The 24,242-nt window shown below is 40.8% G+C and carries 16 protein-coding genes; 13 read left to right on the top strand and 3 right to left on the bottom strand.

Translation table 11 applies throughout. The annotated features are described in order from the left end of the window. Window positions 1–10 precede the first annotated feature (10 nt). The 11 genes from NMU02_RS10820 to NMU02_RS10870 all read left to right on the top strand — a co-directional run bounded on the left by NMU02_RS10820 (window position 11) and on the right by NMU02_RS10870 (window position 15,780). Window positions 11–3,136 carry an efflux RND transporter permease subunit gene (locus NMU02_RS10820; protein WP_255027910.1) on the top strand — a complete coding sequence of 1,042 codons (3,126 nt, stop codon included), beginning with the start codon at window positions 11–13 and terminating at the stop codon, window positions 3,134–3,136. Window positions 3,137–3,209: 73 nt separating this feature from the next. Beyond that, window positions 3,210–3,887: a response regulator transcription factor gene (locus NMU02_RS10825; protein WP_255027911.1), complete on the top strand. Its 678-nt coding sequence runs from the start codon at window positions 3,210–3,212 to the stop codon at window positions 3,885–3,887. Between the two features lie 16 nt (window positions 3,888–3,903). Then, entirely contained in the window at window positions 3,904–5,235 is a 1,332-nt protein-coding gene (locus tag NMU02_RS10830; protein ID WP_255027912.1) for a sensor histidine kinase, read from the top strand. 255 nt (window positions 5,236–5,490) lie between these two features. After that, window positions 5,491–5,958 (top strand): ribosome assembly cofactor RimP, encoded by a 468-nt coding sequence (gene rimP, locus NMU02_RS10835; protein ID WP_255027913.1) that lies wholly within the window; start codon window positions 5,491–5,493, stop codon window positions 5,956–5,958. A 4-nt stretch (window positions 5,959–5,962) separates the two neighbouring features. Continuing rightward, the gene (nusA, locus tag NMU02_RS10840; protein WP_255027914.1) at window positions 5,963–7,219 is read left to right on the top strand and encodes a transcription termination factor NusA; all 1,257 of its coding nucleotides are present in this window, start codon (window positions 5,963–5,965) and stop codon (window positions 7,217–7,219) included. A 112-nt stretch (window positions 7,220–7,331) separates the two neighbouring features. Next, window positions 7,332–10,247 (top strand): translation initiation factor IF-2, encoded by a 2,916-nt coding sequence (infB, locus tag NMU02_RS10845; RefSeq protein ID WP_255027915.1) that lies wholly within the window; start codon window positions 7,332–7,334, stop codon window positions 10,245–10,247. 124 nt (window positions 10,248–10,371) lie between these two features. Then, window positions 10,372–10,857 carry a CvpA family protein gene (locus NMU02_RS10850; protein ID WP_255027916.1) on the top strand — a complete coding sequence of 162 codons (486 nt, stop codon included), beginning with the start codon at window positions 10,372–10,374 and terminating at the stop codon, window positions 10,855–10,857. Between the two features lie 89 nt (window positions 10,858–10,946). Then, window positions 10,947–12,398 (top strand): Fe-S cluster assembly protein SufB, encoded by a 1,452-nt coding sequence (gene sufB, locus NMU02_RS10855; protein WP_255027917.1) that lies wholly within the window; start codon window positions 10,947–10,949, stop codon window positions 12,396–12,398. A gap of 37 nt (window positions 12,399–12,435) precedes the next feature. Continuing rightward, on the top strand, window positions 12,436–13,212 hold the full coding sequence (gene sufC, locus NMU02_RS10860; RefSeq protein WP_255027918.1) for a Fe-S cluster assembly ATPase SufC: 777 nt from the start codon (window positions 12,436–12,438) through the stop codon (window positions 13,210–13,212). Then, entirely contained in the window at window positions 13,209–14,552 is a 1,344-nt protein-coding gene (sufD, locus tag NMU02_RS10865) for a Fe-S cluster assembly protein SufD (protein WP_255027919.1), read from the top strand. Before sufC ends, sufD begins: the two co-directional genes overlap by 4 nt. Window positions 14,553–14,565: 13 nt before the next feature. Next, entirely contained in the window at window positions 14,566–15,780 is a 1,215-nt protein-coding gene (locus NMU02_RS10870; RefSeq protein ID WP_255027920.1) for an aminotransferase class V-fold PLP-dependent enzyme, read from the top strand. A gap of 35 nt (window positions 15,781–15,815) precedes the next feature. Here the strand turns inward: NMU02_RS10870 and NMU02_RS10875 are convergent, their stop codons facing one another. Beyond that, window positions 15,816–18,428: a hypothetical protein gene (locus NMU02_RS10875; RefSeq protein ID WP_255027921.1), complete on the bottom strand. Its 2,613-nt coding sequence runs from the start codon at window positions 18,426–18,428 to the stop codon at window positions 15,816–15,818. A 158-nt stretch (window positions 18,429–18,586) separates the two neighbouring features. Between NMU02_RS10875 and NMU02_RS10880 the strand changes: the two genes are divergently transcribed. Beyond that, window positions 18,587–20,452: a portal protein gene (locus NMU02_RS10880; RefSeq protein WP_255027922.1), complete on the top strand. Its 1,866-nt coding sequence runs from the start codon at window positions 18,587–18,589 to the stop codon at window positions 20,450–20,452. A 79-nt stretch (window positions 20,453–20,531) separates the two neighbouring features. On the opposite strand, the gene NMU02_RS10885 is transcribed toward NMU02_RS10880, so the two are convergent. Then, complete coding sequence (locus tag NMU02_RS10885) at window positions 20,532–21,389, bottom strand: enoyl-ACP reductase FabI (protein WP_255027923.1); 858 nt, start codon at window positions 21,387–21,389, stop codon at window positions 20,532–20,534. A 277-nt stretch (window positions 21,390–21,666) separates the two neighbouring features. On the opposite strand from NMU02_RS10885, the gene NMU02_RS10890 reads away from it, so the two are divergent. Then, window positions 21,667–22,626, top strand: a complete 960-nt coding sequence (locus NMU02_RS10890; protein WP_255027940.1) for an ROK family protein — start codon at window positions 21,667–21,669, stop codon at window positions 22,624–22,626. 441 nt (window positions 22,627–23,067) lie between these two features. Here NMU02_RS10890 and NMU02_RS10895 read toward each other — a convergent pair whose 3' ends face one another. Further along, window positions 23,068–24,231 (bottom strand): acyltransferase, encoded by a 1,164-nt coding sequence (locus tag NMU02_RS10895; protein ID WP_255027924.1) that lies wholly within the window; start codon window positions 24,229–24,231, stop codon window positions 23,068–23,070. Window positions 24,232–24,242 lie beyond the last annotated feature (11 nt).

The following is a 24,242-nucleotide window of genomic DNA, read 5'->3' on the forward strand; positions in this document are numbered from 1 at the left end:
GGAAAGTACGATGCACAAGTTTATTGATAATATTGTCGCTTTTTCGCTTAAAAATAAATTTTTTGTTTTTTTCTGTACGATTATTGCTGTTATTGCCGGTGCCGTATCTTTTAAACATACTCCTATCGATGCGTTCCCCGATGTGACCAATACCAAAGTTACTATTATAACTCAGTGGCCGGGAAGAAGTGCCGAAGAGGTCGAAAAATTTATAACCATACCTATCGAGATTGCGATGAATCCGGTACAAAAGAAAACTGATATTCGTTCTACTACGCTTTTTGGCCTTTCGGTTATTAATGTCGTGTTTGATGATCATGTAGATGATTTTACGGCCCGTCAGCAGGTTTACAATTTGCTTAACGATGCTGATTTGCCCGAAGGGGTGACTCCTGAGGTGCAACCGTTATATGGGCCTACAGGGGAAATATACCGATACACATTGCATAGTAAGAAGCGAGATGTACGGGAGTTGAAGACTTTGCAGGATTGGGTTATAGAGCGTAATTTACGGTCGGTATCGGGTGTAGCCGATATTGTTAGTTTTGGTGGAGAAGTGAAAACTTTTGAAGTGAGTGTAGATCCTAATCGTCTGATTAATTATGGAATTACACCTTTGGAATTGTATAATGCGATTGCCAAAAGTAATATTAATGTCGGAGGAGATGTCATAACAAAAAGTTCTCAGGCGTATGTTGTCAGGGGTATAGGGCTTATCAATGATTTAGAGGAACTGAAAAATATCGTTGTGAAAAATATCGATGGTACGCCTGTTTTGGTACGACATTTGGCTGATGTACACGAGTCATGCTTACCACGTTTGGGGCAGGTAGGCCGGATGAATGAAAATGATGTGGTAGAGGGTATTGTTATCATGCGTAAGGGAGAGAACCCTAAAGATGTAATCGATGCTTTAAAAGCGAAAATAGCCGATATAAATAAAAATGTTCTTCCTTCTGATGTGCAGATTGTTCCTTTTTACGATCGGGAAAATTTGGTAAACCTGGCAGTGAATACGGTTTCCCATAACCTAATCGAAGGCATATTGCTGGTGACGTTTATCGTACTTATTTTTATGGCCGATTGGCGTACGACCATCGTTGTTGCAGTTGTGATTCCGCTTGCGTTATTGTTCGCTTTTATCTGTTTGCGGTTTATGGGTATGTCGGCCAATCTTTTGTCGATGGGTGCGATTGATTTTGGTATTATTATCGATGGAGCCGTCGTAATGGTTGAAGGGGTATTTGTTGCGCTCGATAAAAAAGCAAAAGAGGTGGGGATGCCGATGTTTAACCGCATGTCGAAAATGGGTCTTATTCGCCATACGGCTAAAGATAAAGCGAAAGCTGTTTTCTTTTCGAAACTGATTATTATAACGGCTTTAATTCCCATCTTTTCTTTTCAGAAAGTCGAAGGGAAAATGTTTTCACCTTTAGCCTATACGTTGGGTTTTGCATTACTCGGTGCATTATTGTTTACGCTGACTCTTGTTCCGGTTATGTCATCGATGCTGCTAAAAAAAAATGTACGGGAAAGGAATAACTTCTTTGTTCGTTTTGTAAATGAAAATGCCTTTTTATTTTTCAATAAATGTTGTTTGCATCGTAAATTTACGATCGGTCTTGCAAGTATCGTATGTGTTACAGGGCTTTGGATGTTTTCGTTGTTGGGAACCGAATTTTTGCCACAGCTTAACGAGGGGTCCATCTATATTCGTGCCACTTTGCCGCAAAGTATTTCGTTGAATGAATCGGTTGAACTTGCTAATCGGATGAGAAGCGAATTAGCCGCATATCCTGAAGTAAAGCAGGTTCTTTCTCAAACCGGTCGACCGAATGACGGGACCGATGCTACCGGTTTTTATAATATCGAGTTCCATGTAGATACTTATTCCGAAAAGGAGTGGAAGAGTAAACTAACGAAATTGCAATTGATACAAAAAATGCAAGGTGATCTTTCGATATATCCAGGGATCGATTTTAATTTTTCCCAACCTATAACCGATAATGTCGAGGAAGCAGCATCAGGGGTAAAAGGTTCGATAGCAGTAAAGGTATTTGGCAAGGATTTGTATCGGTCTGAAAAGATTGCGGTGGAAATAGAAAAAATATTGGGTACGGTGAATGGAATAGAGGATTTGGGTGTAATTCGCAATATCGGGCAACCTGAATTGCGTGTCGAACTGAATGAAAAGAAGTTGGCTCGTTATGGAGTGGCAAAAGAAGACGTGCAGTCGATTATAGAAATGGCTATTGGCGGTAAATCGGCTTCACTGCTTTATGAGGATGAACGGAAATTTAATATTATGGTGCGTTATAAGCCTGAATTCCGCCAGAATGAAGAACAAATAGGGAAAATATTGGTACCTGCAATGAATGGGAAAATGATCCCTATAAAAGAACTTGCCGATATTAAGACGATTACCGGGCCTTTGCTTATCTTCCGGGATAATCATATGCGTTTCTGTGCCGTAAAATTTTCTGTACGGGGAAGAGATATGGGTACGGCTGTTGCCGAGGCTCAGAAAAAAGTAAATGCATCGGTGCATATACCTGATGGGTATACGCTGAAATGGACCGGTGATTTTGAAAATCAGCAGCGGGCCACAAAACGCCTGGCTCAGGTAGTACCTATCAGTATTGCAATTATTTTTATCATATTATTTGTGTTGTTTTCTAATGCGAGAGATGCCGGGCTGGTATTGTTGAATGTGCCTTTTGCGGCAGTCGGGGGAATAATCGCATTGCTTATAACGCAGTTTAATTTTTCTATTTCGGCAGGTATCGGGTTTATAGCTTTATTCGGTATTTGCATTCAGAATGGGGTGATTATGATTTCTGATATTAAACATAATATACAATCCCGTTTATCTTTATCGGATGCGGTAAAATGCAGTATGCGGTCACGTATTCGACCGGTAATTATGACGGCGGCTATGGCTGCGATCGGTTTATTACCGGCAGCCATGAGCCACGGGATCGGTTCCGAATCACAACGCCCGTTAGCCATCGTAATTATCGGAGGGCTGATCGGTGCAACTTTTTTTGCCTTGTTTATATTTCCGCTTATTGTAGAATCGGTTTACGATAAAATGCTGTATGATAAAGAGGGAAATCTTAAACAAAGGAAATTATAAAGGTAAACTCGTATATTTGTAGAATGTTATAGTATTGCGTAAATTAATATGACACGCTGGAGGGGATCAGGAGATGGCGAAAATATTATTGGCAGAAGATGAAATAAATATTGCTTCGTTTATCGAACGGGGTTTACAGGAATTCGGGCACGAGGTTACCGTGGTGTACGATGGGGATTCGTGCTGGGATCTTTTGCAAAATGAAACGTTCGATTTGCTGGTATTGGATATAATTATGCCCGGTATGAATGGTCTCGATTTGTGCCTGCAATACCGACAGAAAGAAGGATTTCTTATCCCTGTAATAATTCTTACAGCATTGGGTACCACCGATGACATCGTGAGAGGGTTGGATGCCGGAGCGGATGATTATTTGGTGAAACCATTTAGTTTTCAAGAACTCGAAGCTCGTATAAAGGCTTTGTTGCGTCGGGGCAAAGAGTCTTCTTCTTTACAGCTTATATGTGATGATCTTATTTTGGATTGTAGTCTTAGGCGGGCACAGAGAGGAGATCGTATTATCGATCTTACTGTTAAGGAATATCGGCTTTTAGAATATTTTATGACACATCAGGGTATAGTGTTGTCCAGATTGTCTTTGTTGAAAGATGTTTGGGATAAGAATTTCGATCCGAATACCAATGTTGTAGATGTATATGTGAATTATTTGAGAAACAAGATCGATAAAGATTTCGACCGAAAGCTAATACACACGGTCGTGGGTACGGGATATATTATGGGAGTGCAGTAAACAGATAAGAAAGAAAATGAAAATAGGCTCTAAAATCGCATTGTTTTACACAATAATTACAGTAGGAGCTATCGCTGCGGTTGTTCTTGTATTTTATTTTTTTACTTCGCGTTATATCAACAATTTGTATGATTCGTATCTTGCTGAAAAGGCGTACCTTACCGCTCAAAAACATTGGGAAAAAGACGAGGTAGATGAATTGAGTTATTACGAAATACAACAAAAATATAACGAACTTTTACCTCAGGCTCGGGAGATATTGTTGAATAAAGATAGTATCCCGGCTGTTACCGATACCCTGAATAAATATCTCGATAGAGACCAGCAGATTCGTCTTTTCAAAAATAATCCAGTTTCGTTCGTTTATGGAAAACTTCGAGGATCGGCGCTTTATTATCCTGATAACGAGGGGAATTTTGTTGTATTGGTAATGGCCAATAATAATTATGGATACGAGATTCAAAAACATATATTATTGCTTACGGTTTTACTTTTGTTGGTCAGTTGTGGTTTTATTTATCTTATTGGAAGGCTTTATTCGAACCGTATTTTGCAGCCGCTGCAACATCTATTAAAAGACCTTGGGCATATTCGCGGAAATAATCTTAGTATCAGGCTGAAGACCTTGGGCAACAAGGATGAACTCGATGAACTTATACGTACTCTGAATGATATGCTCGACAGAATCAATATTGCGTTTCAGGCAGAAAAATCATTTATCAGCAATGCATCGCATGAATTGAATAATCCGCTTACCGCAATACAAGGCGAATGTGAAATAAGCCTTATGAAAGAACGTTCTGCAGCCGAATATATAGAGGCATTGCAACGGATTGCGACAGAGAGCAAGCGTATAAGTCGCCTTATAAAACACTTGTTGTTTCTTTCGAGGCAGGATGATGAAATTTTACAAAATACCGAGGAACGAATAGCTCTTTTAACCTTTTTGAGAGGATTATGTTTGCAGTATTCACGGGTAGAATTTAAACCTGATAAAGATACCGAAGATATATATATTATCGGAGATTCTCATCTTTTAGGTGTTGCTTTCTGTAATTTGATCGAAAACGCTCGTAAATATTCGAGGGATACGGTTGTGGTAAGTATGGCGAGGAGTGATGTCGGAACCGTCGTTGAAATCGAAGATCGTGGAATCGGTATTCCCGAGAAAGAGATCAGCCATGTTTTCCATTCATTTTACCGGGCAAGTAATACTCGTGAATATGCCGGACACGGAATCGGATTGAGCCTCTCGATGAAAATATTATCGGTTTACGGGGGAAAAATAAAAATCGAATCTCGGGTTAATGCATACACTAAAGTGATTGTAACGTTTAATCGGAAATAATTTATATTTAAGATAAAATCCTTCGATTATGGTTTGTGGATTAAGAATTTATGTTGTAAAGTATTATTAATAATCAAAAAATAATCATAATATTTATATCTGTATCGCTCTTTAATAATATAAAAAAAGGCCGTAATTTGTAATCTACGGGATTATTATGTATATTTGCATGCGAAAAGGGAGAAGTAGGAGGGGACAATTTGTCCCCTCGTTTTGTTCCTTACCTTATGTATTGTTAAGAAGTAACAAGATAAGATGATAGAAAAAGATGAAATAAGCCGGTTGGCGACAGAATCTCTTGCCGATACCGATTGTTTTTTGGTAGATGTACAGGTGAAGCCGGGAAATATCATAACGGTTGAAATAGATAATAAAGACGGTGTGGATATCGATCGTTGCGTTAGCGTACATCGGTTTATCGAATCGCATCTCGACCGGGATATAGAAGATTACGAATTGGAAGTAGGTTCGGCCGGTATAACTTCTCCTTTTAAGGTATTGGAGCAATATCGTAAAAATATCGGAAATGAAGTAGAAGTGCTTACTTGTACCGGAGTAAAGCTTTCGGGGATTCTGAAGGACGCTACCGATGATAAATTTATTGTGACTGTGACCAAGAAGGTGAAAACAGAAACGAGTAAACGAAAGGTAGAGGTTGAGGAAGACCTTGTATTCGGTTACAATGAAGTAAAATATACAAAATATTTAATCAGATTCAAATAAAAATATGGCCAAAAAAGAGGAAGCAATCAGCATGGTTGATACATTCTCAGAATTTAAAGAACTGAAGAATATCGACAGAACGACGATGATCAGCGTGCTGGAAGAGTCGTTTCGTAATGTTTTGTCTAAAATGTTCGGAACCGACGAGAATTTCGACGTTATTGTCAATCCCGATAAAGGCGATTTCGAAATATGGCGGAATCGGGAAGTGGTAGCCGACGGAGAAGTTACCGATCCCAATCTGCAAATATCTTTGTCGGAAGCAAAAAAAATCGATGAAGATTATGAGATCGGAGAAGAAGTGACCGATGAAGTGTTTTTTGAAAAATTCGGTCGTCGGGCGATTCTTAATTTGCGTCAGACATTGGCCTCGAAAATATTGGAATTGCAGAAAGACAGCATTTATAATAAATATAAAGATCGTATCGGGCAGATTGTGAGCGCCGAGGTATATCAGATATGGAAAAAAGAAATGTTGTTGCTCGATGACGAGGGAAATGAGTTGTTACTACCGAAAACCGAACAGATACCTACCGATTTTTACCGTAAAGGGGAAACCGTGCGGGCTGTGGTGGCTCGAGTAGATAATAAAAATAATAATCCTAAAATTATTATTTCCCGTACCTCTCCCGTCTTTTTGCAAAGATTGTTCGAACTTGAGGTTCCTGAAATTCATGACGGACTTATTATGATTCGCAAAATTGCCCGTATCCCGGGAGAAAGGGCAAAAGTTGCCGTAGAATCATACGATGACCGTATCGATCCGGTGGGAGCTTGTGTAGGTGTGAAAGGTTCTCGTATTCATGGTATCGTGAGAGAATTGCGCAATGAAAATATCGATGTTATCAATTATACCGGTAACATACAGCTCTTTATACAAAGAGCTTTAAGCCCGGCTAAAATTTCATCGATACGTCTGAACGAAGAAGAACGCAAAGCTGAAGTATTCTTAAAACCCGAAGAAGTATCCTTGGCTATCGGTAAAGGAGGCCTTAATATTAAATTGGCTTGTATGCTTACCGAATATACTATTGATGTGTATCGGGATATCGACGAAGCGGAAGAAGAAGATATCTATCTCGACGAATTTAAGGATGAAATAGATACTTGGGTTATCGAAGCTCTGAAAGCGATTGGCTGTGCTACGGCAAAGAGTGTGCTTGCGACTCCGAGAGAAGTGTTGATAGAGAAGGCAGACCTCGAGGAGAATACGGTAGACGAAGTGATAAATATTTTAAAAGCTGAATTCGAAGAAGAATAAACCAGAGTGGTATTTCTGGCTGAGAAGCCGGAAATATTTCGTTATAATATCGTCGTAAAACTCCCGGATACCCGATAAATTCTTCAGAATTCATAAACCATAAAAACTAAATATGTCGATAAGGTTAAATAAAGTAGCAAGAGATTTAAATGTAGGAATTCAGACGGCTGTCGATTTTCTGCAGAAGAAAGGATTTTCGATTGAGTCTAATCCCAATACGAAGATCAGTGACGAACAGTATGCTATGCTTGTAAAAGAGTTTAGTAATGATAAAAGTTTGAAAATAGAATCGGAGCGGATTAGTCAGGAACGTCACAGTAAGGATAAGAATAAAGCTACCGTATCGATCGATGGTTATGAAGAGCCTGTGAATGAGGTTGATAATGCAGAATCACAAGAAATAAAGATCAGCGTTGCCGAGGATTTAAAGCCGAAAATTAAGCAAGTAGGTAAGATCGATCTCGATAAAATTTACAAACATCCGGTTGCCGCTACCGAAGAGGATCAAGATCGGGAACCTGTTGAAGAACCTGTTGCGGTTGCTAAAGAGGAAGAAATACCTGTTGTAGTTGACGAACCGGAGGAGAGACCTGCCGAAGAGGATATTATTCCTGTTGCCGAAACAATTCAACCTAAAGAAGAAAATGAGGTAGTTGAAAATCTCAATGGTGACAATGATGAAGATTATGATGATGACGATTTTGTAGGAGAAGAACCAGAAGAGGAGAAAATTACAGTCGAAGAAAGTAAAAGCGACGAGGTATTTACTTTAAATACTCCGAAACTTACGACCAATATTAATGTAGTAGGTAAAATCGATTTGTCTGCTCTTAATCAGCAAACCCGTCCGAAAAAGAAATCGAAAGAAGAAAAGAGAAAAGAGCGGGAGGCTAAAGAAAAGCAGCGTAATGAAATGAAAAAGGTTGTTAAACCGGAACCGGGAACAGCCCGAGAAACAGATGCGGCCGATGCAGAACGTAAAAAACGGAAACGGATTAAAAAAGAAAAGGTCGATATCGAAAAAAGTGCCGTTACCGGAGTAAATCCTCAACGTCCGCAACCCCAGCGTAATAATGGTAACAATAATAATAAACAGCAGAAATTACGTCGTCCTGTAAAAGCTGAAATAAGTGAAGAAGACGTTCAGAAACAGATAAAAGAAACTTTGGCGCGTTTAACGACAAAGGGGCAGAAAAAAGGAGCGAAATGGCGTAAAGAAAAGCGTGAAGCTTTTTCATCCCGTGCACAGGAGCAGGCTGAGCATGAAATGGAAGAAAGTAAAGTGTTGAAACTGACTGAATTCGTAACTGCAAATGACTTGGCTGTGATGATGAACGTACCGGTAAACAATGTGATCGCAACCTGTATGAGTATAGGGATTATGGTGTCGATTAACCAGCGTCTCGATGCGGAAACGATTAATATTGTGGCGGAAGAATTCGGATATAAGACCGAATACGTGAGTGCCGAGGTTGTAGAGGCGATTAATGTTGAAGAAGACCGTGAAGAAGATCTTACTCATCGTCCTCCTATTGTTACAGTAATGGGGCATGTCGATCATGGTAAAACCTCTTTACTCGACTATATCCGTAATGCTAATGTTATTGCGGGTGAGGCCGGAGGTATTACGCAACATATAGGTGCATATAATGTGAAGCTGGATGATGGGCGGCGTATTACATTCCTCGATACTCCAGGTCACGAAGCTTTTACGGCTATGCGTGCACGTGGTGCAAAAGTAACCGATATTGCAATTATTATAGTTGCTGCCGATGATAATGTGATGCCGCAGACTGTAGAGGCAATTAATCATGCTTCGGCAGCCGGTGTGCCTATTGTATTTGCGATTAATAAGATAGATAAGCCGAATGCCAATCCCGACAAGATAAAAGAAGAATTGGCTAATATGAACTATTTGGTTGAAGAATGGGGTGGAAAATACCAGTCTCAGGAAATTTCGGCCAAAAAGGGACAGGGTGTGCATGAGCTGATGGAGAAGGTTCTGCTCGAAGCCGAGTTACTCGACCTGAAAGCAAACCCCGACCGTCGTGCCACTGGTTCGGTGATCGAGTCTACTTTGGATAAAGGTCGAGGGTATGTTGCTACCGTACTTGTAGAAAACGGAACATTACATACCGGAGATATTGTACTTGCCGGTACGCATTATGGACGTGTTAAAGCGATGTTCAACGAACGAAATACCCGTATCGATGAAGCGGGACCTTCGGCTCCGGCTTTGATTTTAGGGTTGAACGGTGCTCCTCAGGCCGGTGATATATTCCACGTAATGGAATCGGACCAGGAGGCTCGTGATATTGCTACCAAACGGGAACAGTTGCAACGGGAGCTAGGATTGCGTACCCATAAACTGCTTACGCTCGATGATATCGGACGTCGTATTGCAATTGGCAATTTCCAGGAATTGAATATTATTGTAAAAGGCGATGTAGATGGCTCGGTAGAAGCGTTGGGAGATTCTCTGATAAAATTGTCTACCGAAGAAATACAAGTAAATGTATTGCATAAGGCTGTAGGGCAGATCTCTGAATCGGATATAACCCTTGCGGCTGCGTCGAATGCTATTATTATCGGATTCCAGGTGCGTCCGTCTATGGCAGCCCGGAGGCTGGCAGAGAAGGAAGGAGTTGATATTCGTTTGTATTCGATTATCTATGATGCTATCGAAGAAGTAAAATTGGCGATGGAAGGTATGTTATCTCCCGAGATAAAAGAAGAAATTACAGCTACTGTCGAAGTAAGGGAAACATTCCGTATTACCAAAGTGGGTACGGTTGCCGGTTGTATGGTAAAAGAAGGTAAGATAAAACGTACGCATAAAATACGTCTTATTCGCGATGGTATCGTAATATATAGCGGAGATCTCGGATCTCTGAAACGCTTCAAAGACGATGTGAAAGAAGTGGCGACGGGATATGAGTGCGGTTTGAACATTACCAACTATAACGATATTAAGGTGGGCGACCTGATCGAAGCATATGAAGAGGTAGAAGTGAAGAAAACATTATAATTTACCTGAAAAGGACTTTGCAGTTCTTATGGTGAAGTAATGAAATATAGCACAGACGCGTGAAGGATCGTTATTAAAAGTATTCTTTACCGTCTGTGTTTTTTATTAATACAGGCAGCAAGAAATGGGATATTTCGATATATTTATTGGAGGTATTTTATGTATAGGTATCATATCGGGCCTGATGAGAGGTCTGGTAAGGCAAATCGGTTCGCTCGCCAGTCTGGTATTGGCGATAGTAGGATCGTATTTGTTCGGCAATTTCACCGAAACTTTACTTATCGGACTTTTCGATGTTCCGTTATCTATCAGCCATTCACTTGCTTATCTGCTTACTTTTCTGGTGATTTATTTAGTTGGCCGTCTTATCGCTTATTTTTGTTTACGAGTAGTAAGATGGGTTCAGTTGGGATTTTTAGACCGGTTGGCGGGTGCAGTATTTTCTGTATTTAAATATGTATTGATAATTAGCATATTCATTAATATATACGAGTTTATCGATAGAGATTCGCATTGGATGAGTAAGAGTAAGAAAGAAAATTCTTACTTTTATGCCTGCGTCAGAGAAGTGGCTCCGACCCTTTTTTCACTGGCTGTTTCCGGTAAGTAAAAAAGAATGAATAATAAATGGCTGAGTAAAACTAAAGCCGACAGGATATTGTTTACGGATAATACCTGTTTTACATAGAAAATTGAATTATGAAACAAAATGATTCGAACCAGATACTCGATGATGTTACTTCAGGAGAATATAAATACGGTTTTGTAACCGATATCGATACCGAAGTAATACCTAAAGGGCTCAATGAGGAAGTCATCCGGTTAATTTCGTCGAAAAAGAATGAACCGGAATGGTTGCTCGAATTTCGTTTAAAAGCATTTGACCATTGGAAAACAATGAGTATGCCTCATTGGGCGCATCTCGATATTCCTGTTATCGATTATCAGGCAATCAGCTATTATGCCGCTCCGAAAAAGAAAGAAGGTCCTAAAAGCCTCGATGAGGTAGATCCCGAATTATTGAAGACTTTTAATAAGCTGGGTATTCCTTTGGAAGAGCAGATGGTATTGTCGGGTATGGCTGTGGATGCTGTTATGGATAGTGTTTCGGTAAAGACAACGTTTCGCGAAAAACTGGCTGAACTGGGCGTAATTTTTTGTTCGTTTAGTGAAGCTGTGAAAGATTATCCCGACCTGGTGAAAAAATATCTCGGTTCGGTGGTATCCTATCGGGACAATTTTTTTGCTGCTCTTAACTCTGCTGTTTTCAGTGACGGCTCTTTTGTGTATATACCCAAAGGTGTACGTTGTCCGATGGAGTTATCTACCTATTTTCGTATCAATGCAGCAAACACCGGACAGTTTGAGCGTACGCTCATCGTGGCCGATGACGATAGCTATGTGAGTTATCTCGAAGGATGTACTGCTCCTATGAGGGATGAGAACCAGTTACACGCCGCTATTGTGGAAATCGTCGTACATGATCGCGCAGAAGTAAAGTATTCGACAGTACAGAATTGGTACCCAGGAGATAAGGAGGGTAACGGTGGCATTTATAATTTTGTGACAAAACGGGGATTATGTAAAGGGGATCACTCTAAATTATCCTGGACACAAGTAGAAACCGGCTCTGCAATTACTTGGAAATATCCCAGTTGTATCCTTTCTGGAGATAATTCTATCGGAGAATTCTACTCGGTTGCTGTTACCAACAATTATCAACAGGCCGATACCGGTACCAAAATGATACATATAGGTAAAAATACCCGTAGTACCATCGTTTCGAAAGGTATTTCTGCCGGTCATAGCCAGAACAGTTATCGCGGATTGGTAAGAATAAGTTCAAAGGCTGAAAATGCTCGTAATTTCACTCAATGCGATAGTTTGTTGTTGAGTTCTACTTGTGGCGCACATACGTTTCCTTATATGGATATTCGTAACGATTCTGCAATTGTCGAACATGAGGCAACCACGTCTAAGATCAGTGAAGACCAGGTTTTTTACTGTAATCAACGGGGAATTTCTACCGAAGATGCCGTGGGGCTTATCGTAAACGGGTACGCGAAAGAGGTAATGAATAAATTACCGATGGAATTTGCTGTAGAGGCACAAAAATTATTGCAGATTTCGCTCGAAGGGTCGGTCGGATGATGCTAAAATACATCAATAAATTTAAAACATACACATCATGTTACAGATAAAAGACCTTCATGCCGATATAAACGGCAAAGAAATATTAAAGGGTATCGACCTTACGGTAAAACCGGGTGAGGTACATGCTATTATGGGACCTAACGGTTCGGGAAAGAGTACGTTGTCGGCAGTTCTTACCGGAAATCCGGCTTATGAAGTAACGAGAGGTTCTGTAGAGTTTTATGGTAAAAATTTATTGGAACTTTCTCCTGAGGATCGTTCCCATGAAGGAATATTTCTGAGCTTTCAATATCCGGTGGAAATACCCGGAGTGAGTATGGTAAATTTTATGCGGGCGGCTGTAAACGAACAACGTAAATATAAAGGACTCGAGCCGCTTTCGGCAACCGATTTCTTGCGTATGATGCGCGAGAAACGCGAGATAGTAGAGCTCGATAATAAACTGGCCAGCCGCTCTGTGAACGAAGGATTTTCAGGGGGTGAGAAAAAAAGAAACGAAATTTTCCAGATGGCGATGCTCGAACCGAGACTGTCGATACTTGATGAAACCGATAGCGGTCTCGATATAGATGCTTTGCGCATTGTTGCGGAAGGGGTGAATAAACTAAAATCCGAAAAGAATGCGACTATTGTGATTACACATTATCAGCGTTTGCTCGATTATATACAGCCCGATTTTGTTCATGTTCTTTACAAAGGCCGCATTGTTCGCTCGGGCGGTCCTGAGTTAGCTCTCGAACTGGAAGAAAAAGGTTATGATTGGATCAAAAAAGAAATTGACGAAAAAGGATCGGAGGCAGAAAAACAATGAATTCAGAAAAACAATATATCGATTTATTCGGGCAGTGCTCTTCGTTGATCGATCGTCATTCGGCTCCTGTGCTGAATGCTTTGCGGGAGAAGGCGATAGCTGATTTTTCCCGAATCGGCTTTCCGAAAGTAACATCGGAAAACTATAAATATACGGATGTCCCGGCTGCGTTTTCTCTCGATTTCGGATTGAATCTCAATCGATTGCAAATTCCGGTAAATGCAAATGAAGTTTTTCGTTGTGATGTGCCGAATTTAAGTACTTTGCTGTATTTTGTGGTGAACGACAGTTTTGTGGATCCCCACAATGTTTGTGAGAAGTTGCCCGAAGGTGTTTTGGCTGGCAGTCTTCGTGAAGTGGCTATGTCCCATCCCGAACTTGTGCAACGGTATTACGGTAAATTGGCAGGTACGGGAAAAGATGGAACCGTAGCGTTGAATACGGCTTTTGTACAAGATGGTTTTTTCTTGTATGTGCCTGAAGGGGTAGTTATAGAAAAACCTATTCAGCTTGTAAATATTCTCAGGGGGGCGAAAGATTTTATGGTAAATCGTCGGCTACTGATCATTCTTGAAAAGAACTCCCGGGCCAAACTTCTTGTTTGTGATCATACAATGGATAAAGCGAATTTTCTGACATCGGAAGTAACTGAGATATTTGTAGGGGAACAGGCTGTATTCGATTATTACGATATAGAAGAATCGTCTTTAAATACCAGTCGGTTTTCCTCTGTTTTTGTAGATCAGCACGAGGGTTCCAATGTTCTTGTCAATGGTATTACTCTGCATAATGGCGTTACACGGAACAATTATTATATTACACTGTCGGGGGAATATGCAGAATCGGCTCTTTGTGGTATGGCAATCGCCGATAAGCGGGAATCGGTAGATAACTTTACTTTTATCGATCACGCAGTTCCCAATTGCCATAGTAACGAATTGTTTAAATATGTACTTAGCGGTGCATCACAGGGATCGTTTAGCGGACGTATCTTGGTAAGACAGGACGCTCAGAAAACGACAGCGTATCAGAGTAATAAAAATATATGTGCGACTCCCGAGGCTCGTATGTATACTAAACCCCAGCTCGAAATATATGCTGATGATGTAAAATGTAGCCATGGAGCTACAGTGGGGCAACTCGATCAGAACGCATTATTCTATTTGCGATCACGCGGTATCCCTGAGGCTGAAGCCAGGATGTTGCTGATGTTTGCTTTTATGAATGATGTAATCGAAAACGTACGGCTCGATGCTTTGAAAGACCGTTTACGCTTATTGGTAGAAAAAAGATTTCGGGGAGAACTGGCAAAATGTGCCGGATGTAATGTTTGCTGTTAAAAAAAATAATGATATGCTCGATACTGAAATTATCCGTAGGAATTTTCCTATCCTCGAAAGACAGGTTTATGGCAAACCATTGGTATATCTCGATAATGCTGCGACGACTCAAAAACCGGTGTGCGTGGTCGATAAAATTGCAGAGGGGTATTATCATACCAATGCGAATGTGCACCGGGGTGTACATTTTCTGAGCCAGGAAGCCACTGAGGCACATGAACAAGCTCGGCGCAAAGTACAACAGTTTATCGGTGCCGAGCATGCGCATGAAATTATCTTTACACGAGGAACGACCGAGGCTATTAATTTGGTGGTTTCTTCGTACGGAGAAGAATTTCTGAAAGAAGGGGATGAAGTGATTATCTCCCAAATGGAGCATCATGCTAATATCGTGCCTTGGCAGCTTTTACAAAATAGGAAGAAAATTGTACTTAAAGTGGTGCCGGTTCTCGATAATGGCGAGCTCGATATGGAGGCTTACCGAAATATTTTCAGTGAGAAGACACGGCTGGTTTCTCTAACCCATGTTTCTAATGTGTTAGGTACTATAAATCCGGTTAAAGAGATCATTGCCGAAGCTCATAAGAGAGAGGTTCCGGTGATGATCGATGGCGCTCAGGCTGTTCCGCACTCTGCTGTCGATGTAAAAGATCTCGATGTTGATTTTTATGTATTTTCCGCTCATAAAATGTATGGACCTACCGGAATCGGGGTGTTATATGGAAAAGAAAAATGGCTTGAAAAAATGCCTCCTTATCAGGGAGGAGGAGAAATGATCGGACATGTTTCGTTCGAGAAAACGACGTTTAATGAGTTGCCGTATAAATTTGAGGCGGGTACCCCCGATTATATCGGTACTACAGCCTTTGCTACTGCCCTCGATTATATATCGTCAGTAGGTATAGATCGTATTGAAGTTCACGAGAACGAGCTGTTGAGATATGCGACAAACCGATTACTTGAAATAGAAAATATTCGGATTTTCGGAACCGCTCCTCATAAAAGTTCTGTTATATCGTTTCAGGTAGGAGATATTCATCATTACGATATGGGCATGTTGCTCGATAAGCTGGGAATTGCCGTGCGTACCGGGCATCATTGCGCTCAACCTTTAATGGAGAGATTGGGCGTTGAAGGTACGGTAAGGGCATCGTTTGCCATGTACAATACAAAAGAAGAAGCCGACGCTTTTGTAGCTGCCGTCAAACGCGTTTCTCAGATGTTCTGAATGGCTTCCTCTCTATTTGTTATCCATGCTGTCGATCAGCGTAATTTATTAGCTAAAATCGTTTCGTATTGTATATCTATGGCGTCGATGTGCAACGGTTTTCGGGTTTCACCCGTAATCGCCAGCCTGTGGAATTTATAAGCTGGAGACAGCATCTTCAATGGTATCCCGTTTGGAGCTTTATGGTTGACGATGCTGTGATTTAAACAGTAATAGCGGCCGTTGGCCCGGTTCGATCCCCAAAGCGAAACGGAGAGGTCTGTATCTTCGAAATCTCCTCTGATAAATATTTGTCTCCATCGTGAATATATATCGGGAACCAATTTTATAGCCCGGGTTATGAGGGCTATTTGCTGATTTCCCTCAGTTTCGTTACAAAGATTGTATATTTCTCCTTCTTTGCTTCCAGCCAGTAAATCGGGATAAAAAGATCTCAGATATGAAACTTGCAGATTACGCCGGTAGAAGCTTCTTTCGTTAAGCATAAATACATATACGAAATCGTAATCGGGATGGGAAAAAATGATTTCTTGCCGAGGGTATAGGTAGCCTCCGGTACATTTTTTTAAAAAATCGCCTGTCCCGATATTGTTTTCAACGACATCCTGTACCTCATCCGGTAGGAATAAATAATCGTTATCGGGTAAGCGGTCGGATATTTCTTGAAAGACCGGATATAACAATTGCGATTCCGAACCTTGAAGAAGCATAATTCCTTGTCGTGAAATGTATACTATGGCATTGTCTACTGGGATAATCGCATCGGGAGACAAGGCCACTTCCCGGTTGACCGGATGTTGCCCCGAGTAAACGATTCCGTTGTTTCCGGTTTGGAGAGCCCATATCCCTTCTGTGGTAAAAATATAGAGGGGAAATTCCCCGTATTGCCCTTGAGAAAGGGCAGCTGTAGAAGAAACAATCCCTGTAATCCTCCCGTTTGAAAGAGTGTAAGTTTGCTCTTCGGGGAAAACGAACGGATTATAGGTTTTGGATACGATAAGCTTATTGGGAACTTCCCATATTACGTTCTTTTCCTGTGTTTCGGGCTCGGGAGTTCCGGAATCCAGATTTTCTATATCGAGATTAATGGGGACCAATCCCTCTGAATAATAATAAGCGAGATTATGGTGCGTAGATGATTTCAGGTCGAAAGTTTTTCGAATGCTATGTCCTGTTTCCCGGTCGGTACAATTAATTTCCATTTTGTATGCTCTTTGATCGGGGTATGAAATAAACGGTACGAGACTTTTTACCGGAGTGAGCCGGGGTATGGTACAAAAAACTTCACTGTCACCTTCGAGACCATGCAGGAAAACTTTTACATATCCTCCTGTGAAGATATACGATTCGGTTTTTATACCATTGTATTCTAATTGAGCAGTCGAAAACTGTACCGGTCTGAATCCGCTGAATAGTCGTGTGTACACGTCTCCTAAATGCAACCGCTGATTATATGCGTAGGAAACGGAGGCTGAAAGCGAGTGATGTGACGTATTGTCGGGGATCAGGCGTTTTTGTTGAGTGATATTTTCATAATCGCATTGGAACGGTACTTGCCCCGAACTGTCCGGTTTCATATTTTCGAGATCTGAAAATGTCGCGATATGGTAAAATACCTCTTCATTTAATATCCTTTCCTTTATTTCATCATTAGTGAGTTGTGGCAGGTCGAAACAAAGTACACGGGTATTTTTACCTCCGATATTTTGTATTTCATAATGATATCCTTTGTCTTTTTCAGAACCGAACCCTTCTTGTTTTACAATCGGAATTTCGTCTGAAATAAATACATCGATACTGCTAATTATATCTTTCCAGGCTGCCAGGTCGAAAGATTCGATCCGATAATATAAGCGATATCCCGAAATAGATACATTATTCCCTTGAATAGTGGAAACATTGTCGTTTCCGTCGACATTACATATGCATTGTATGTCGTTCATTTGATAAATACTTTGGGGAGGAGCCAGCGGTATTGGAGGAGATGGAAGAATATAAGAACCGTCATACAAGCGTATGGCGTATCTTATCATGAAAGGATGCGCGAAGTATCCTTCTTTTTTCAATCTCGTTCTGCAGATGCTGTACGTACCATAGTAGTATTGGGATAAATTCGTACGGTCGGTCTCGGAGACTATATGTCCTTCTGAGCTTTGTATTTGGTTTACGAGTGTATAACCTTGACAGTATTCGGTTTCGGTACGTTTTTCATTCATATAGAATATTATTTCCGGTAATTCGGGAAGGCCGTCAAACCATCGGTATTCTCCGTCTTTAAATAAGAGATATGAAATTTTATCGGCGGCGATTACCGTTAAGGTATTTCCTATCGGTTCGACTTTGCGTATATCGGCCTGTTGGCATAACAACAGGTTTGTTTCTACTATAACTCCGTCTTTCTCTTCGGCTTCGAACCACAAACTGTTTCCGTCGTAAGATATATAATGTACATAGCCTTCATTGGAGTGTATTGCGATTATTTCCCGGTTCGTATCTTTTATTTTATAGATTTCCTCCGGTAATCCAGTTGTTTCCCATATACCGTTTTTGCTTCTCAGATTCATTATCCGACTGCATTCTCCGTCCTCCGAAAATTCGGGAGGAATGATGTGTGACATTCCTTTGATGGTGAGTCTGTTCTGTTCCATAATAGTTTTTTTGTGTAAATGTATGCCGGTTGCTTATAGGCTAAATGTGATATTTAAAAAAAGAGAACATAATGTTATTTTCAGTTATCGCATAGGCTATATTTTCTTAACCTGTTTATTTGCGAGAGATAATTATGAATCTAAAAAACAGATAGGATATGAAAAAAAAAGCTGATCGGACCCTTAACCGCAAACTGCGGATAACGGGAGGTAGTAAAAAAGAAGTGAAAACCGATGAGGTTCCAAAACCTGATAACAGGCAGTACGAGATTTTATTGCAAGCGAAAAATACGTGGGAAAGTCTCGATGAATATCGGGAGAAGAGAATGCGAGGAAGGGATTATACTTTTGGAAAACAATGGAATGATAAAGTGACTTTACCCGATGGGAGAACACTGACTGAAGAACAATATCTGAAAGAACAGGGGAAAATTCCTTTGAAAAATAATATGATAAGACAGTTGGTGAAAAATGTCGTGGGGCAATTCAGGGGGACTCAAACTGAACCGGTATGTATTGCGCGTGATCGGGAAGAACAGCAATTAGGGGAACTTATGAGTACGGCGATGCAATATGCTTATCAACATAATCGGTTGTGGGAACTCGATGGCCGTACGATAGAGGAGTTTCTTATTTCGGGAAGTTGTTTTCATAAAGTGGGTTATGGCTGGCGTAGGGATAAAATGGATGTTTGGGTGGATGAGATAAATCCCAATCGTATATTTTTTAATATGATGGAAGACAGTCGCCATTGGGATTGTTCTCTTATAGGTGAATTGCATGATGTCCCTGTAGCCGATGTGGTTTCCCGTTTTTCCGGCGGTTCGCCTCGGAAAGCGGCTTGGTTGAGAGAATTATATAGTCATGCGAATGAAACGGAAATTTGTGGATGTTTTGAAAATCTAACCTCTGAGCGTATCGACCGGCTCGATTTTTTAGTTCCTTCCGATCCGCATCTCTGCCGGGTAATCGAAGTTTGGCGTCTCGAAAGTCGGGAGCGTATAAAATGTCACGACCGGCTTAAAGGAGAGTATTTTAAGGCAGAGTTGTCTTCTTTGCCCGGTATCGAGGCCGAAAATAATCGCCGTAAAGAGGCGGGTCTTTCGGGCGATGACTCCACTATTTCGATAGAATGGTTTATTGACCGGTTTTGGTATTACCGTTTTTTTACTCCTTTCGGAGATATCCTCGACGAGGGAGAAACTCCCTATTGGCATGGAGAACATCCTTATGTATTTAAATTATATCCGTTAGTCGATGGTGAAATCCATTCGTTCGTTGAGGATATAATCGATCAGCAACGTTATATCAATCGGTTGATAACGATGGTCGATTTTATTATGGGATCGAGTGCAAAAGGGGTATTGCTGTTTCCCGAGGATCAAATTCCCGATGGAATGACTATTGAAGATGTTGCGGAAGAATGGACCCGGTATAACGGCGTTATATTGTTTAAGCCTCGCCCCGGTGCACCGTTGCCTCAGCAAATTGCGGTAAATGCTACGAATGTAGGAGCCTATGAGTTGTTGAATTTGCAGATGCGATTACTCGATGATATATCGGGGGTACATGGGGCAATGCAGGGAAAAACGCCGTCGGCTTCCACTCCGGCCTCTTTATATGCTATGCAAACGCAAAACGGAAGTACTAATTTGGTGGATTTGTTCGAGTCATATAAAACATTCAGAGAAGACAGGGATACGAAAATTATGAAGGTGATACAGCAGTACTATACGGCAGAACGTTACAGGAAGATTGCCGGAGATAGTATCGAGCCGGAGAATTATTCTCCCGGTAAGGTGCGTAATGCCGAATTTGATCTTACTCTGGCGCAATCTGTTTCTTCGCCGGTATATCGCCTGGCATCTAATGATTTCCTGCTCGAATTATTTCGCATGGGGCAGATTACACTCGAGATGTTGCTCGAAAACGGGTCGTTTCCTTTTGCCGATAAACTGCTTCAAAGCATTTCGAAGTTTAAACAGGAGCAGAAAGAACAACCTGTTTTGCCGGCAAAAATATAAAGTTATAAAATGGATAAAAAACGGGGAGGTTTCAGAATTTACCTCCCCGTTTTTTGTTTATAAAGTTTGTGTATATAATTTATCCGTAACAAATATCGCCTTTCTCATTGCGGTATTCATCGAAACTCTTGTTGTATTGGGTCATGGCACGTAAGCTCATACCCATACTCGAGAATCCGCCGTCGTGGTAAAGATTCTGCATGGTAACCTTACGGGTGAGGTCGGAGAACATGACGATACAATAGTCCGCGCATTCAGCGGCCGAGGCATTGCCTAAAGGAGACATACGGTCCGAAAAATCCATCAGCGACTCCATGCCTTTTACTCCGCTACCGGCGGTAGTCATGGTAGGCGACTGGGAGATCGTATTAATGCGCACTCCTTTTTCCCGGCCGTAGATGTAACCGAAACTGCGTGCTATCGATTCGAGAAGCGCTTTGGCATCGGCCATATCGTTATATCCGAAAAGGGTACGTTGTGCAGCTACATACGATAGGGCGATTACCGACCCGTTTGGGGCGATGGCGTCCATTTTTTTCGCTACCTGCAACATTTTATGAAATGAAATGGCCGATATATCGAGCGTTTTATTGAGCATATCGTAGTCGAGATCATCGTACGGGCGTTTTTTACGTACGTTAGGAGACATTCCTATCGAGTGCAGTACAAAATCTATTTTACCGCCCAGAATTTCCATCGAGCGGGAAAAGACGGTTTCGAGATCTTCTACGTTAGTGGCATCGGCCGGAATCACTTCGGCATTCGTTTTTTTTGCCAGTTCGCTAACTTCACCCATACGTACGGCGACGGGTGTATTGCTTAAAGTAATGATCGCACCTTCTTCAACTGCCCTCTCGGCGACTTTCCATGCGATAGACATTTCATTGAGCGCACCGAAAATGATGCCTTTTTTACCTTTTAATAAATTGTTACTCATAATTTATTGATTTATTTATGGGCAAAAAGGTGCACATTAAATGCTAAAATGTGCTGTTTTTGCGATGCAAATATACAATATAAATCCTAATGCCGCAATTCTTTTCTCTTATTTTGCTATCTCGACATTGCAAAATACGATGTCTGACTATTTTATTACAATCGTTTTGCAAAAAAATAACAGAATCGATACCGGATTTTTTTTATTTATCGCAGAAATAAAAGAAGATTCTCTTAACTTTGCGATACTTAATTATAACATAACACACAAAATGACCATGAGTAAACCATATGTAGTGGGTATAGATATTGGTGGAACCAATTCTGTATTTGGCATTGTCGATGCCCGTGGAACCGTAATTGCAAGTGGTTCTATCAAAACGCAGAAATATAATAAAGTTGAAGATTATGTTGAGGATCTGACTGCAGAACTGACTAAACTTTTGGAGTCGGAAAATGCCACCGATAAAATTATGGGAATCGGTATTGGCGCTCCTAATGGTAATTATTTTAGCGGGACGATCGAGTTTGCGCCGAACTTGCCTTGGAGAGGTGTAATACCGTTGGCTCAGATGATTTCCGACCGCATGGGTATTCCTGCTGCTCTTACTAATGATGCGAATGCTGCCGCAATCGGAGAAATGACGTATGGTGCGGCACGCGGATTGAAGGATTTTATCATGATCACTTTAGGAACAGGTGTAGGTAGCGGTATTGTCATAAACGGACAACTTGTTTATGGGCACGACGGATTTGCCGGAGAGCTCGGCCATACAATTGTACGTCGTAATAACGGTCGCTTATGCGGATGCGGACGTACCGGCTGTCTCGAAGCTTATACGTCTGCTACCGGAGTGGCGCGTACAGCTCGCGAATTTCTCGAAATACGTAAAGATGACAGTCTTTTGCGTCAAATTCCTATTCAGGATATTACATCTAAGGATGTATATGATGCGGCAGTTAAGGGAGATAAAATGGCGGCAGAAATATTTGAATATACCGGCACCATACTTGGTGAGGCTTTTGCTGATTTCGTCGCATTTTCGAGTCCTAAAGCGATTATTCTTTTCGGCGGTTTGGCTAAATCGGGGGACCTTATTATGAAACCGATTTGTGAAGCTATGGAGAGAAATATGCTTAATATATTTAAGAACAAGGTGAAAGTTATGCTTTCTGAGCTGAAAGAAAGCGATGCTGCTGTTTTGGGTGCCAGTGCACTCGGATGGGAAGCCAAATAAGCGATATTTTCTAACTGTATATGTGGCAGGACAGTCCGGTGACGGGCTGTCCTGTTTTAATATATGGGAAAGAGATTTCGTTCCTTTTTCTTAAAAAAAATGTAATACAGAGGAGTGCGGATGCATAAAAATAATATGAAAAGAGCCGGAATTGAGAGTTTTCAATTCCGGCTCGTACTATAGTTCTTTCAATGATATGGTTTAGAGTTCAAAATTATAATTCTTCATAAGGTGTCTAAGAGTTTTAAGAAATAGTATCTGAATGGTTTCACAACCCAAAAGAGACTATTTTTGACAATACCATATACTAAAAGAACTTTTTAATCTCTACAAATATACAAATGAATTAGAAAAAAATGGCATGTCTAATATTAATATTTTAAAAAAATAAAATCCCGATATATTAGTCTGTTTTAATAATATATTAACAAATATTGGTATTTATAAACTATTACTTGCGGATAGTTTGTTCTTTAAAGGATTAGAATACATTTCCAGCATTTTTTTACGCAGGAAATTTTCGTCTTTGTCAGGGATATCGGTTATTTTATCTATTTGTCCTTGTATATAATTTATAAAATTGTTTTTTTCTTCCGGCATATAGTTTTTCGCAAATCGTTCCTCATCGTATAACATGTCGTAAGCAATATAATTGATGGGATAAATCATATAGTTAGAGTGTATGGCATGGTCGATTAGATGGGTGATGCGGGCGATCATTTCAGTTTTATCGAGATTCTCGGTAATTTCTGCAAGTCGTTTATTCAACGGTTCGGACATAGCGAAATGTATATGGCCTTTTTGTCCGAGAATGCCGGTTTCCATATTTAGCAAGTCGTCGTGCGGAGTCTTTTTATAATCGGGACAATCTCTTTTTAGTTGAAATTCGCGGGCCTTTAAAAAATCGCAAGGATCGTACTCGTACGAGATAGAAACGGGTACGATATTTACTCCCATGATATTTGTTTTTACATCGGAACTTCCACCTCCGAGATTCAGCATTTTTATAACGCTTTCTTGAGTCCTGTCATCAGAATCTTTAGCTCTACCTTCTCTTTGGGCAATCCAGAGAGACTGGTGTTTTATTTTTATTGCGAAGTTGATATAATTTGAAAGCCTGCGTGACACTTCGAGCATTTTCCTGACGGGGACATCCCGGTTAACGATCACGCTTTTATTGATACGTACCAGGTTCGATATCCAAGGGTATATCAGTAGATTGTCTCCAATAGCCACTTCACTCGTCTCGAAACCGTGTTCGATGAGCATGATATTTAGAAACGAAGCGTCGAGTACGATATCGCGATGGTTCGACATGAAGGTGTAACTTTCCGAATGGTCGAGATATTCGAATCCGGAAGCGTCTACTCCCGTGGTAGAAGCCTTAACAAGTCTGTACAGGAAGGGAACGGCAAGTTTACTTTGAAAATCTTTTTTAGAAGTGCATGACAGCATCGTATCACAAAATTGTTTATAATCGACGCCGGGCATTATGTATTCTATCGCGTGTTTAAATCCGGGTTCGGCTATAACCGAAGGAATAATTTCGGGTAGCTCTTCGTCGTAAAAGGGACGTATTTCGTCAAAGTCAAGATATTTTTTCATAAAAACTATCG

Origin of the sequence: Coprobacter tertius, from assembly GCF_024330105.1 — a bacterium.
Classification (GTDB): Bacteria; Bacteroidota; Bacteroidia; order Bacteroidales; family Coprobacteraceae; genus Coprobacter; species Coprobacter tertius.